Here is a 13,684-nt window from a genome sequence, read left to right as displayed (position 1 = left end):
AGGGGTTTTCCCTGGCCGGTCCCTTCCCAATGGTCCTCTCAAACCGGGACTGATTGGGGTTTCGCGTTCTCCCGTAGCATTTCATTGGCCCAACCCGTCGTCTCCGGAGGATGCCGCACCATCCGACCCTCGATGAGAGCCCACCTCATAGGTCTTTACACTGATTCCCGAACGTCGTCCGACACATCCGCAGGAACTGGAGCATCGTTGTGATATCAGGGGTCCCGCGAGCCCCCTGTCAACCATGGTATGGTTCGCATGGTTCTTGGCTTCGTGATCCACACTCGTCACATCACATCTTTCGAACAGCAGTGCGGACGCCATGCGGAACTCCCGGTGAAGGTCGTCACCTGATGACTATCTTTTCACATGGACATGTCGTGACCATCGGTGTAGACGTCGAACGAACCTCTGACAACCTCGATATCCTGACTGAACATTCCTGTTTTTACGAACATGGCGGTGAACTCGCATGATATCGGTCCATCCGTACTATCAACAGGTGTGATGACGATGGTGGGCTCGTCGATCGTCGGCGGATCCGAGAAGTAGTCGACGTTGACTCTTGTGACGGTCGTCGCGCTGTCGATGTCATGGTCGGCAAGGGTGTAGAACATGTACGTCGGTGATTCCGGTATGGAAACAATCACATCCTCGATGCGCATGCCGTCCGGGGCGTCTACCTCGACGGTGATTGATCCGAGGATGTATCCATCGCCGGTCTCGGAGTCCATCTCGAATTCAAGCATCCAGTCACCTTCCGAGTATGACAGCTGGAAGTACGGACTGAACATGTTGCCCTCGTCGGTGATGACGTCAGTTCCATTGGATTGGACTCCGTTCTCAGGATGGAATTCCTGGTGTTCGAATGCGATGTCTCTCGTATCACTCTCAAAATGGTAATGGGGGTGGTAAATGATCGCCGTGACGACGGTAAAGAGGACTACTATGAACGCAATCTTGAACCATGTCTTCATCCAGTTTCCTCATTCTTCCTATAGCACGCCGCTATTAATCCCTGTTCCGATTGCCGTCGGACTTCCGGGATTTCGTACAATGTACGTCTCAAGGAATCTGACTATGTGTTGCAAGTGACGGCCAGGTACATGAGTCCCATCGAATGGAGACGGCAATGTTACTCTCCCATCGGAATCCCCGGACTCGAAGGTCGATATCGTTCTCATTCAGACATCTTCCATCCGGTCATCGCCACGTGGTAGATCTCCCTCGCCGTGGAAGTCGACGGGTCTGCGAGAATGTCAATTCTATTTTGTTCTCTTGTACATCTCCAACTCCGTCCAGAATCCGCAGGATCCCTTGTCATCCGTCAAATCATTCGCGGCCGTCATCATGGCAGGTGTTCTAGACGGATCAGAACGGTATGGTGAACGAGGCATCGTATTGATCCATCCATATGGAGTACGATCCGTATACGATCTCGACATCCTTGCCGAACATGTTCTGATCCACGAACTTCGCGCTGAACTCGCACTCGATCGGCTCTTCGGACTCCCCTCCGATGTAGACCGTAGGGCCAGAGGGGTTCGGGGCGCGTTCGCGGTAGTCGCCCTCGTAAGTGATCACCGTGGTGTAGCTGTAAAGGTCCCTGCTGTGGGATACACTGAACCCGTCGATGACGAACACATCGTCCGGGGTCTCATCCGGTTCTATGCCTAAGAGGAACATCCCCTCGGGGACCTTGGTGGTGATGGTGACCGAATCGACGACGTAGCCGTCCGCGTGCCTCGCCGCAGTGATGTAGTCGACCGCCCATCTGCCGTCCTCGTAAGCCAGATGGAGGTACGGACTCAGGTAGTTCCCCTCCTCGGACCTGATCGCTCCCCCGCATGCTTCGAGGCCGTTCTCCGGATGCAGGTCAACATGGTCCATGGTGACCGTGTCCACATGCTCCGTCTGAGACACGGTGTACACGGCACCGCAGGCCAGTGCGACGACGAGGATCAGAGCCGGTATCAGGATGTCCTTGCGCATATGTGGTAATCGGACTGCTGGGTACATAAGGCAATCCCCACCCGCAGCCGATGCACCCGTCCAGATGGAACCTATAAATAGTAAGCTACCTAAACCCGTTCTCAGCCGTGCTACTTGATAGCACGAATCAATGTGGTGTTCAAGATGGCGTTCTGGAACAAAGAGATCGAGACGATGCCCCGTGAGGAACTGGAGAAGATGCAGCTCAGCCTGCTCAGGGCCAAGGTGCGCGAGATGTACGACGCGTCGCTCTTCTTCCATGAGAAGATGAGGTCCGTGAACCTGCTCCCGGAGGACATCGACAGCTTCGAGAAGTTCCGTCAGGTCCCATTCATGAGGAAGACGGACCTCAGGGACAACTACCCCGACAAGCTGTTCGTCAGGCCCTACGACGACATCGTCAGGGTGCACGTCTCGTCCGGCACCACCGGAAGGCCGACGGTCGTCGGGTACACCCAGAAGGACATCGACAACTGGACGGAATCCCTTGCACGCGGAATGACGTCGTTCGGCATGACGCGCAAGGACATGCTCCAGAACTTCCACGGATACGGCCTCTTCACAGGCGGCCTCGGCGTCCACTACGGTGCGGAGAGGATCGGCGCCACGGTCCTCCCCATCGGCACAGGGAACACCGCCAGGCAGATTCAGCTGATGCAGGACCTGCCCGTCACCGCCTGGGCTGGGACCCCGTCGTACATGTTCCACATCGCAGACGTCTGCGACCAGATGGGCATCGACATAAGGAACGACACCAAGGTCAGGCTGGCCATCGCCGGAGGGGAGCCCTGGTCGGAGACCATGAGGCAGAAGCTCCAGGAGAGGACCGGCGTCCGCGTCCACAACTGCTACGGGGCGAGCGAGTTCTACGGCCCCATGTTCCTCGAGTGCGAGAAGCAGTGCGGACTCCACATCTGGGCCGACCTGTGCTACATGGAGATCCTCGACAAGAACGGTGACCCCTGCGCAGAGGGCGAGAGGGGCGAGATCGTGGTCACCATGCTTCAGAAGGAGGCGTTCCCGCTCATCAGGTACAAGATCGGCGACGTCTCCGCCCTCACATGGGAGAAGTGCGAGTGCGGAAGGACCCACCCCAGGCTCATGAGGATCTCCGGAAGGACGGACGACATGCTCGTCGTCAGAGGGGTCAACGTGTTCCCCTCGCAGATCGAGAGCGTCATCGGCGAGATGCCGTTCCTGTCCCCGTTCTACCACATCACCCTCACCAACGAGAACTACATGGACAACATGGTGGTGGAGGTCGAGCTCAACGAGTCCAGCCTGACCGAGGACATGGTCGAGCTCAACAGGATGACCCAGAGGCTCAGCTCCAGGATGAAGGAGGTCCTCAACATCAAGTCCGACGTCAGGCTCGTCCTGCCCGGCACTCTCCAGAGGTTCGAGGGCAAGGCGAACCACGTCACCGACAACAGGAAGTACGACTGATCTCAGTCGTCGAAGAACTCCTCGTCGTACCTCGGGGGTCCGAACCCACCGCGACGGAGGGCCTCCACATCGCCGCCGATGCTGTCCTCCAGGGCGCACAGCCCGCGGCCGTAGGTCTTCCCCAGAGGGGTGAGGTCCACCATGAACCTCTCCCTCTGGCTCCTCTCCCTTGTCACGGTTATTATCCCCGCGTCCTCCAGGAGCTGGAGCTTGTACGACATGCGGGGGTTGCTGGAGACCTGCTTGTAGATCTCCGTCTTGGACTTCCTCCCGCAGAGGTACAGCAGCATGATGATCATGTTGTTGTGCCTGTCCTCTATAACGCTGCTTATCTTCGGGCGCTGCATGTGATAAGATTCGATGTAGGTATAAAAGCCAACTATGCAGTGAATTATGCTCACTAATGTTAAAAGCTAAGATTGTTCCGCCCCCTCCCGGCGAGGGAAGGGGCGGCTGTGGATCGTTTGACGGGCTCACTGGGTCTGAGCCGCGGGAGCGGGGACGTCGTCGTCGAACGTGTTGTTGCCGGACATCATGTCCTCGTAGAGCTGGAAGAGCTCCCTCTGGTTGAGGCTGCGGTGCATCATGGTGGATGCCTTCCTGACCATTCCGAGGAGCTGCTCGGCGTCGTCCCTGCTGAGCTCGATGCTCATCTCGGACATGGCCGCGACGATGGTGTTCCTGACGGAGTGCTTGCCGATGACGAGGGTCCTCTCCATTCCCACCTCGGCGGGGTCGTAGGGCTCCGTGCACTCGGGCTTGTTGAGGATGCCGGACTCCTGGGCGAAGCACTTGGCCCCGATGACGGGCTTGGTGGGCCATATCTGGAACCCGGATGCGGTGGAGACCGCTTCTGCGACGGTGCGGAGCTTCGTGGAGTCGATTCCGGTGTCGGCCGAGAGCATGTGCTTCGAGGTCATGACGACCTCCTCGAGCGGAGCGCATCCGGCCCTGGGGCCGAGTCCCATCGTCGTGGTCCTGACGAACCTCGCCCCGGACTTGATCGCGGCGAGGGCGTTGGCGGTGGCCATGCCGAAGTCGTTGTGGGTGACGATCTCGATGTCGAAGTTCGAGATCTGCTTGATCATCTTGATCCTCTCGTTGCAGGTGAACGGGTCGTCCAGTCCGAGGGAGTCCTCGTATCCGAAGCGGTCCGCACCGGCCTCCTTGGCGACCTTGGCGAAGTCGATAAGGAACCCGAGGTCTGCACGGGAGGCGTCCTCTGCGATGACGGAGATGTAGAGCCCGTGCTCGGCGGCGTACGCTGTCGACTCGTAGATCTTGTCCAGGACCCACTGGTGGTCCTTCTTCAGCATGTTCTCCATCTGGATCTCCGAGGCGGGGAGGGCGATTGTGACCGAGTCCACGTCGCAGTCGATGCTGGCGTTGATCTCGTCGATCTCTGCCCTGTTCCATGCCATGACGGAAGCATTCAGGCCCATGCGCGCGATGTGCCTGACGGCTTTCTTCTCCTCTGTGCCGAGGATGGGGTTCCCGGCCTCTATCTGGGGCACTCCCGCGTCGTCCAGAAGCTGGGCGATCCTGTATTTTTCGATGTTCGAGAAAACTGCTCCCGCTGCCTGCTCCCCGAACCCGAGGGTGGAGTCGCAGATGCAGAGGGGCTTGCTGAGACAGCTCACTACCTCGCTCTTGCTCTTCATGTTCATCCCTTACCGCCCCGTCGGACGGTGGCCGTACGGAGCTGCTGTGCGCTATCCCCTATGGTTCGCACCTATTTAATATTAAAAGAGAGGGACGGGAACGGCTCATTCCGTCCTGTACCTGAGTATGGCGCCCATGCCCCCGAGGGACGCGAGCTCCCTGCCCCCGTCGTGTTGGCTCGAGACCACGATGACAGAACCCTTCTGTGACTCTACAGCGCGCACGACGTCGTCGAGGTCCTGCTCCCTGATCTTGGTGTCCAGGACGAGGAGCTTCTCCACGGCACCGGACATGGCGGCGTCCCTGACCTGCTGCGTCCCGTACGTCCCCAGTCCGTTCCTGGCTATCTCTGTCATGAGCTGCTCGACGGCCTCCATCTCCGCTCCGACTGAAGATTCGCGGAGTACCTCCGCGCCCATACCGGTCTTTATGAGCTCGTTGATGCCGACCATCCCGCACTGGCCCGTGTGGTACACGTGGACCTTCTTGAACAGCTCGGGCTCCGCCTTCTTCATGTCGTCCGCTAGGGACTCCTTCTCGAACCCAGGACCCAGGAGGACCACTGGCATGTTCGGCTCCATGAGCGGGACCACCTTCGAGATGACCTCCGCGTGGTAGCCGTCGGCCTGGGGCTTCTCGGCGTACTGCTTCCCGGACCTCCCCGAGCGGACGGTGGTGACCTCCTTGAGGCCGAACTGCCTCAGCACGGCCACGGTGGCGTCGTCCTGGTCCAGCGACACGAACACGATGCGCGGCTTCTTCGAGTCCCTGACGGCGCGGTCCAGTCTCTCCAGCTGGGTCTCGCGCCAGTGCCTCTTCGTTATGAGGAGGCTGTCGCCGTTCTCCAGTATCAGAGTGTGGTGCTGACCGATGTCCTGGGGGCCGGTCTCGATGGTCCCCAGGAGCTTCAGGCGGAGGTCGTCCTCGGAGAACTCTATCTTCTCTATGCGCACGCCCAGGGTCATCCTCTTCTTCTCAGCCCTCTCCGCCCTGATCTTGTCGGCCGCCTTCTCCTCGCGACGGGTGGTCGAGGCCGTCACGAGGTCCCCGACCTCGATGACGTTGTAGAGGTGCCAGATGTCCTCGTCGGTCTCTATCTGGACCCTGATCCCCTCGCCGGAGGGGTCCCTTCCGGTTATGCGCATGTGACTCCGAACCGTCGCGGAATATAGAATGGTTCGGACGGCCGACCGTAACAAAACGAGGGGATTTGTCCATTATCGGACATACGCGATTCGGGCCTGTCAGAGGGTCTGCGGAGTCATTATATAGGGTCTGAAAATCTGATGATTCCCCGATGGCAAAAGGATACTTGGTCCTGGAGGACGGGACCGTTTTCGAAGGGGAGCTGTTCGGCGCCGAGTGCGAGACGAGCGGAGAAGTTGTTTTCACTACCGGAATGTGCGGATACCAGGAGAGCCTGACCGACCCGTCGTTCAAGGGACAGATACTGGTCATGACCTACCCGCTCATCGGGAACTACGGGGTCGCGGACGAGTACTACCAGTCCAGGTCGATCCATGTAAGGGGCCTCGTGGTCAGGGAGTACTGCAGGGAGCCCTCGCCGATGTACGGGGGGAGGACCATCGACGACTTCCTCAAGACGTTCGGCATTCCCGGAATCTCGGGAATCGACACACGCGACCTGGTCATCAAGATACGCACGGGCGGAACCGTCAAGGGCGCCATCACCTCTGACGCGGAGGGCATCGAGGACCTTGTGAAGAGACTCAGGGACATGCCCGCGCCGTCCGAGAGCAACCTCGTGGGGGAGGTGTCCTGCAAGGAGATCTCCAGCACGGACAACGGCAAGGAGCTCACGGTCGGACTCATCGACTGCGGCACCAAGTCCGGCATCCTCAGGGACCTGAACGCCAGGTTCAACGTCGTCACCTTCCCGTACGACACTCCGTCGGACGTCATCGTCGACTCCGGCGTCAAGGGCGTCCTCATCTCCAACGGGCCCGGGGACCCCGCCCACCCCGAAATCGCCAAGACCACCGTCAGGACCGTCTCCGACCTTTCCACGCAGCTCCCCATGTTCGGGATCTGCTTCGGGAGCCAGCTGATAGGCATCGCCATGGGAGGGTCCACCTACAAGCTCAAGTTCGGGCACAGGGGATGCAACCAGCCAGTCAAGAACGGCAACCGCGTGTACATCACATCCCAGAACCACGGGTTCGCCGTGGACGAGCACAGCCTGGACGGCACCGGGCTGATCGTCAACCAGGTCAACGTCAACGACGGCTCCGTGGAGGGCGTCGTCCACAGGGACCTGCCAATATTCACATCCCAGTATCATCCGGAGGCCTCTCCCGGCCCCTGCGACACGTCGTACCTGTTCGATTGGTTCGGCAGGATGATCAAGGAGGGGAAACTATGAGGAAGGACTACAAGAAGCTCATGGTGATAGGGTCCGGACCCATCGTCATCGGCCAGGCCGCCGAGTTCGACTTCTCCGGAACCCAGGCGTGCCGCTCTCTGAGGGAGGAGGGCTACAAGACCGTCCTGGTCAACTCCAACCCCGCAACCATCCAGACCGACCCCGACACCGCAGACAGCGTCTACATCGAGCCCCTGATGGCGTCGAACGTCGCAAAGATCATCGAGAAGGAGGGCGTCGACGGCGTCCTCTCCGGAATGGGCGGCCAGACCGCCCTCAACATCTGCTCCGAGCTGGCCGACTCCGGAGAGCTCGAGAGGCTCGGGTGCTCCCTTGTCGGGACGCAGCCCGACGCCATCGCCATGTCGGAGGACAGGGAGCTCTTCAAGGAGACCATGGAGAGGATCGGGGAGCCCGTCCCCGTCTCCCGCAGCGTCAACAGCATCGAGGAGGCCAAGGAGGCCGTCAAGGTCATCGGCAGGTACCCGGTCCTCATCCGTCCGGCCTACACGCTCGGAGGCACCGGCGGAGGCATCGCCCACGACGAGGAGGAGCTGGAGGAGATCTGCGCCCGCGGACTCGCGTACTCAAGGATCCACCAGGTCCTCATCGAGGAGTCCGTCCTCGGATGGAAGGAGTACGAGTACGAGGTCATGAGGGACTCCAACGACAACTGCATCATCATCTGTAACATGGAGAACCTCGACGCCATGGGAATCCACACCGGGGAGTCCATCGTGTGCGCCCCCTGCCTCACCCTCTCCGACACGGACCACCAGCGTCTCAGGACAGCCGCCCTGAAGGTCATCCGCGCCCTCAACATCGAGGGCGGATGCAACGTCCAGTTCGCCTTCAACCCCGCCAACGGGGACTACCGTCTGATCGAGGTCAACCCCCGTGTGTCCAGGTCGTCCGCCCTGGCCTCCAAGGCCACCGGATACCCCATCGCAAGGGTCTCCACCAAGATCGCGGTCGGGTACACCCTCGACGAGATCCCCAACAGGATCACGGGTACCACCTGCGCCGCCTTCGAGCCCTCGGTCGACTACGTGGTCATCAAGATCCCCCGCTGGCCCTTCGACAAGTTCAGGACCGTCGACCGCCACCTCGGGACCCAGATGAAGTCCACAGGGGAGGTCATGTCCATAGGAAGGACCTTCGAGGAGGCCCTGCTGAAGGGACTGAGGTCCCTGGAGATCGGCGTCAAGGGTCTGGACAGGGTCGACGTCACCGACGAGCAGATCAGGGACGAGCTCGTGGAGGCCACGGACAAGCGCATCTTCGTCATGGCGGAGGCGCTCAGGAGGGGATGGTCCGAGGAGGAGGTCGCCGACCTCGCCAAATGGGACATCTTCTTCGTCAAGAAGCTCAGCAACATCATCGCGATGGAGAACAGGATCAGGGAGGGTCTCACCCCGGAGCTCCTCAGGGAGGCCAAGGAGATGGGATTCTCCGACGAGACCATCGCCGACCTCGCAGGCTCCAAGCCCCTGGAGATCCGCGCCGAGAGGAAGAAGGACGGGATTGTCCCGGTGTACAAGATGGTCGACACCTGCGCCGCCGAGTTCGAGGCCGGAACTCCGTACTTCTACTCCACGTACGGCAGGTCCACGGAGTACCGCGGCGAGGACGGCAGGAAGAAGGTCGTCATCGTGGGCGGCGGACCCATCAGGATCGGGCAGGGTATCGAGTTCGACTACTGCTGCGTCCACGGCGTGATGGCCCTGCAGGAGGAGGGCGTCGACGCCATCATCATCAACAACAACCCCGAGACCGTGTCCACCGACTACGACATATCCGACAGGCTCTACTTCGAGCCCCTGACTCTGGAGGACGTTCTGAACGTCATCGACGCGGAGCAGGCGGACGGCGTCATCTGCCAGTACGGCGGACAGACTTCGGTCAACCTCGCCATGGACATCGAGGCCGCCACCAAGGGCACCAAGACGAAGGTCCTCGGAACCAGCCCCGACGAGATGGACGTGGCCGAGGACAGGCGCAGGTTCTCCAAGCTCATGGACGAGCTCGGGATCAAGCAGCCCCGCTCCGGCACGGGATACTCCTTCGAGGAGGCCAAGGCCATCGCCGAGGACATCGGGTACCCCGTCCTGGTCAGGCCGTCTTACGTCCTGGGAGGAAGGGCCATGGAGATCGTCTACTCCACCGAGGAGCTGAAGACCTACGTCGACACGGCGGTCAAGGTCTCCAGGAATCACCCCATCCTCATCGACAAGTACCTCACGGAGGCCATCGAGATAGACGTGGACTGCGTCTGCGACGGCACCGACGTGTACGTCGGAGGCATCATGGAGCACGTCGAGTACGCCGGATGCCACTCCGGTGACGCCACCATGGTGCTGCCCCCGTTCACACTCAAGCAGGAGACCATAGACGAGATCGTCGGAATCACCGAGAAGGTCGCCCTCGCCCTCCAGATCCACGGGCTCATGAACCTGCAGCTCGCGGTCAAGGACGGCCAGGTCTACATGATCGAGGCCAACCCCAGGGCGTCCAGGACGGTCCCGTTCATCTCCAAGGCGACCGGCGTCCCGCTCGCCAAGATCGGAACCAAGATCATGCTGGGCAAGACCCTGAAGGACTTCGGACTCAAGGGATACAGGGCCATCGACCACTATGCGGTCAAGGCCTCGGTGTTCCCGTTCCTCAAGCTGCCGGGCGTAGACTCCATCCTCACACCCGAGATGAAGTCCACTGGAGAGGTCATGGGCATCGACGAGGACTTCCACACCGCATGCTACAAGGCGCTCATCGCCGCCGGGAACAAGCTGCCGACGGAGGGAGGGGTGTACATCACCGTCAACGACCAGGACAAGCCCAGGATCGTGGAGCCCGCGAGGAAGCTGAAGGAGATGGGATTCACCATCTACGCCACCAAGGGCACGTCCACGTACCTGAGGGAGCACGGCGTCGAGACGACGTCCGTCTTCAGGCTCGACGAGCGCCAGAACCCCAACGCCATCGGCCTCATGAGGGACGGCAAGATCAACCTGATCATCAACACCCCCTCGCAGAAGTCCGGAGCCGTGCGCGACGGTTACACCATGCGCAGGCTGGCGGTGGAGCTCGAGATCCCCTTCATGACCACCGTCCAGGGCGCAGAGATCGCGGTGGGCTCCATCCAGGTCGCCCGCAGCCAGAAGCTCGGCGTCAGGAGCATGAGGGAGTTCCACGGGCTGGTCTGAGGCCCGAACAAACCATTCCAACCGGCGGGCTCTGCCCGCCTTTCTTTTTAGTTACAAGTTCCATCCGTCGCCGAAGGTCCAGGCCATTTCCGGAGTCTCCGCGACATGCCCGGCCCCAGCCGCCCGCTACGTCACGGTCCTTGGGAAGAGGTTTCCGTTGTCGAAGACGATTGGTCGACACATCCATGTGCGGATTAGACAAATGTCCAGAATCCCTGTCCTATCTTTTCAGACCGAATGTCTCTGGAAAGGACATCCTCATAGATATTTCAGGAAAATATTCGCTCTATTCAAAACATATGAACAGTATTCATAACTCTTAGTAGGGATTATATTTAATATAGGATGGGTGATTCCAAACCACTCAGATGACGGGACGTCCCGTCACCAAGGTGATATCGCATGGCAATCACAAACGAGTATCTGAAGACCGTGTTCGACGGTCTCAAGCAGCGCAACGCCGACCAGCCCGAGTTCCTCCAGGCAGTGGAGGAGGTCCTCGAGTCCCTCCAGCCTGTAGTGGAGGCCAGGCCCGAGCTCGAGAAAGCCGGAATCATCGAGAGGCTCGTCGAGCCCGAGAGAATCGTCATGTTCCGCGTCCCGTGGGTCGACGACAACGGCAAGGTCCAGGTCAACCGCGGATACCGTGTCCAGTTCAACTCCGCCATCGGACCCTACAAGGGAGGACTCAGGTTCCACCCCTCCGTCAACCTTTCCATCCTCAAGTTCCTCGGATTCGAGCAGATCTTCAAGAACAGCCTGACCACCCTCCCCATCGGAGGAGGAAAGGGAGGATCCGACTTCGACCCCAAGGGCAAGTCCGACAACGAGATCATGCGCTTCTGCCAGTCCTTCATGACAGAGCTCCAGAGGCACATCGGACCCGACACCGACGTCCCCGCCGGTGACATCGGAGTAGGAGGAAGGGAGATCGGATTCATGTACGGCCAGTACAAGAGGCTCAGGAACGAGTTCACCGGAGTCCTCACCGGAAAGGCCATCGGCGCCGGCGGATCCCTGGTCAGGACAGAGGCCACCGGATACGGTCTGTGCTACTTCACCGACGAGATGCTGAAGGCCAACGGCAAGTCCTTCAAGGGCGCCACCGTCGTCGTCTCTGGATCCGGAAACGTCGCCATCTACGCCACCGAGAAGGTCTACCAGCTCGGAGGAAAGGTCGTCGCTGTCTCCGACTCCAACGGATACGTCTACGACAAGGACGGAATCGACCTCGCCACCCTGAAGGACGTCAAGGAGGTCAAGAGGCAGAGGCTCACCGAGTACGCCAAGAGGAGGCCCAACTGCGAGTACCACGAGGGCAAGGGAATCTGGACCATCCCCTGCGACATCGCTCTCCCCTGCGCCACCCAGAACGAGCTCAACGAGGACGACGCCAAGGCCCTGATCGCAAACGGATGCTACGCCGTCGCCGAGGGAGCCAACATGCCCAGCACGCCCGGTGCCATCGCCGCCTTCCAGAAGGCCGGTGTCCTCTTCGGACCCGCCAAGGCCGCCAACGCCGGTGGTGTCGCCACCTCCGCCCTGGAGATGTGCCAGAACAGCGCCAGGCTCTCCTGGTCCTTCGAGGAGGTCGACGCCAAGCTGAAGGGAATCATGGCCACCATCTACAAGGAGGCCGCCGAGGCAGCCAAGAGGTACGGCATGGAGGGCAACCTGGTCGCAGGAGCCAACATCGCCGGATTCGAGAAGGTCGCCAACGCCATGCTCTGGGAGGGCGTCTCCTACTGATCCCAAACCCGGGGTCCTCGCCCCGGACATTTCACCTCTTTTAGGAGGGGCCAACGCCCCTCCGCACACAATTCTGAAACATCATGACGCGGACCTCTCGGATTCCGACGGCATGCACATGAGCGCCATGGACCCGATGGCCAACACCATCCCGAGCAGCATAAGCGGCGAAGGTATCTCGGTGAAGAACATGGCTCCGAAGACCGCCGCCGCGGTCGGCTCCCCGGCCGCCGCGAGGATCGAGGCCGTCCCTCCCTCCATGCGCGCCATGGCCGTGGTGTAGAGGATGTAGGGCAGGAACGACGCCACGGCAGCATTTAGGATCAGATATCCCGTCCCCCATGCCCCTTCGGCGGCGAATCCGATGAAGGCCCTCATGTCGGTGAAGGGCAGGAGGACCAGCGTGGATATCAGCAGGCAGTAGAACAGCGTGGTGTAGGTGCTGTAACCACTGGCCGCCGACCTCTTGGAGAGTATCCCGTACAGTGCGTAGAAGAACGCTGCCGCCAGGCCTGCGGCTATCCCGGAAGCGGACAGGGACGAACCGCTCTCCAGCAGGCCGCTGACGAGAACGCACCCCACGATGGACGTCAGCATGCACAGGATCTTGCGCGCTGTCACCCTCTCCCTGAACAGGAACGCGGCCATCACCAGCATGAAGACGGGGGACAGGCTCAGAAGAACAGCCGCCAGGGACAGCGTCAGGGCGTCGACCGACACCGTGTAGAACGCGTTGAGCCCCAGCATTGCTATCGCGCACGCGATGAAGATCCACGCATCGCGTCTCTCGAACCTGAGCCATCTGCGGTCGGCGACGAGGATGAGTGCCAGCATCATCAGCGTGGCCAGGGACACGCGTGAGAAGACGATGGTGGTGCTGTCCATCCCGTAGTCCGAGAGCGTGCGGACGAAGACCCCGGCTGCACCCCACATAATACCGGAGAGTATCGGCAGGAGGAGCAGAACGGGCTTCATGCGCCACGGACCGAACGTCGAGTATTTCTTGATATGTGTCTAGAACTAGTTCCGAATCAGCGATGGTGCCGTGATGAGATCCAAACATTGTGTTCTCGTCAGATTCTGGAAAATTGGAGATGGTGCTGAGGAAGGGATTTGAACCCTCGAACCACTAAGGACAGGATCCTAAGTCCTGCGTCTTTGACCTAGCTTGACAACCTCAGCAGCAATGTCCCGAACGCTTACCATGATATGATGGTATCGGACGGCTGGCTGTCCAGAGCCCCACATT

10 protein-coding genes and 1 tRNA gene are annotated in these 13,684 nt (G+C 60.3%); 4 read left to right on the top strand and 7 right to left on the bottom strand.

What is annotated here, in order from left to right:
• Nucleotides 1-365 precede the first annotated feature (365 nt).
• The gene (locus JS82_05015) at nucleotides 366-977 is read right to left on the bottom strand and encodes a hypothetical protein (GenBank protein ID QHK17493.1); all 612 of its coding nucleotides are present in this window, start codon (nucleotides 975-977) and stop codon (nucleotides 366-368) included.
• A gap of 394 nt (nucleotides 978-1,371) precedes the next feature.
• The gene (locus tag JS82_05010) at nucleotides 1,372-1,992 is read right to left on the bottom strand and encodes a hypothetical protein (GenBank protein ID QHK17492.1); all 621 of its coding nucleotides are present in this window, start codon (nucleotides 1,990-1,992) and stop codon (nucleotides 1,372-1,374) included.
• 144 nt (nucleotides 1,993-2,136) lie between these two features.
• Between JS82_05010 and JS82_05005 the strand changes: the two genes are divergently transcribed.
• The gene (locus tag JS82_05005) at nucleotides 2,137-3,438 is read left to right on the top strand and encodes an AMP-binding protein (GenBank protein QHK17491.1); all 1,302 of its coding nucleotides are present in this window, start codon (nucleotides 2,137-2,139) and stop codon (nucleotides 3,436-3,438) included.
• A 2-nt stretch (nucleotides 3,439-3,440) separates the two neighbouring features.
• Here JS82_05005 and JS82_05000 read toward each other — a convergent pair whose 3' ends face one another.
• The 3 genes from JS82_05000 to JS82_04990 form a co-directional block, all read right to left on the bottom strand.
• Complete coding sequence (locus JS82_05000; GenBank protein ID QHK17490.1) at nucleotides 3,441-3,785, bottom strand: hypothetical protein; 345 nt, start codon at nucleotides 3,783-3,785, stop codon at nucleotides 3,441-3,443.
• 126 nt (nucleotides 3,786-3,911) lie between these two features.
• Nucleotides 3,912-5,099: a homoaconitate hydratase gene (aksA, locus tag JS82_04995; GenBank protein QHK18412.1), complete on the bottom strand. Its 1,188-nt coding sequence runs from the start codon at nucleotides 5,097-5,099 to the stop codon at nucleotides 3,912-3,914.
• A gap of 105 nt (nucleotides 5,100-5,204) precedes the next feature.
• On the bottom strand, nucleotides 5,205-6,245 hold the full coding sequence (locus JS82_04990; protein ID QHK17489.1) for an mRNA surveillance protein pelota: 1,041 nt from the start codon (nucleotides 6,243-6,245) through the stop codon (nucleotides 5,205-5,207).
• Nucleotides 6,246-6,397: 152 nt separating this feature from the next.
• Between JS82_04990 and carA the strand changes: the two genes are divergently transcribed.
• From carA to JS82_04975, 3 genes are all read left to right on the top strand, one after another.
• Nucleotides 6,398-7,483, top strand: coding sequence for a glutamine-hydrolyzing carbamoyl-phosphate synthase small subunit (gene carA / locus JS82_04985; protein QHK17488.1), 1,086 nt, complete (start codon nucleotides 6,398-6,400; stop codon nucleotides 7,481-7,483).
• Nucleotides 7,480-10,686 (top strand): carbamoyl-phosphate synthase large subunit, encoded by a 3,207-nt coding sequence (gene carB, locus JS82_04980; GenBank protein ID QHK17487.1) that lies wholly within the window; start codon nucleotides 7,480-7,482, stop codon nucleotides 10,684-10,686. The genes carA and carB overlap by 4 nt, the downstream gene beginning before the upstream one ends.
• A gap of 402 nt (nucleotides 10,687-11,088) precedes the next feature.
• Nucleotides 11,089-12,435, top strand: a complete 1,347-nt coding sequence (locus JS82_04975; protein ID QHK17486.1) for an NADP-specific glutamate dehydrogenase — start codon at nucleotides 11,089-11,091, stop codon at nucleotides 12,433-12,435.
• 81 nt (nucleotides 12,436-12,516) lie between these two features.
• On the opposite strand, the gene JS82_04970 is transcribed toward JS82_04975, so the two are convergent.
• Both JS82_04970 and JS82_04965 read right to left on the bottom strand, forming a co-directional pair.
• Nucleotides 12,517-13,410 (bottom strand): EamA family transporter, encoded by an 894-nt coding sequence (locus JS82_04970; protein ID QHK17485.1) that lies wholly within the window; start codon nucleotides 13,408-13,410, stop codon nucleotides 12,517-12,519.
• A gap of 120 nt (nucleotides 13,411-13,530) precedes the next feature.
• A tRNA-Leu gene (locus JS82_04965) sits at nucleotides 13,531-13,617 on the bottom strand.
• Nucleotides 13,618-13,684 lie beyond the last annotated feature (67 nt).

The organism is Methanomassiliicoccaceae archaeon DOK, assembly GCA_009911715.1.
GTDB lineage: Archaea > Thermoplasmatota > Thermoplasmata > Methanomassiliicoccales > Methanomethylophilaceae > Methanoprimaticola.
The sequence above is the reverse complement of the archived record's forward strand: the minus strand, read 5'-3'. Positions and strand labels throughout refer to the sequence as shown.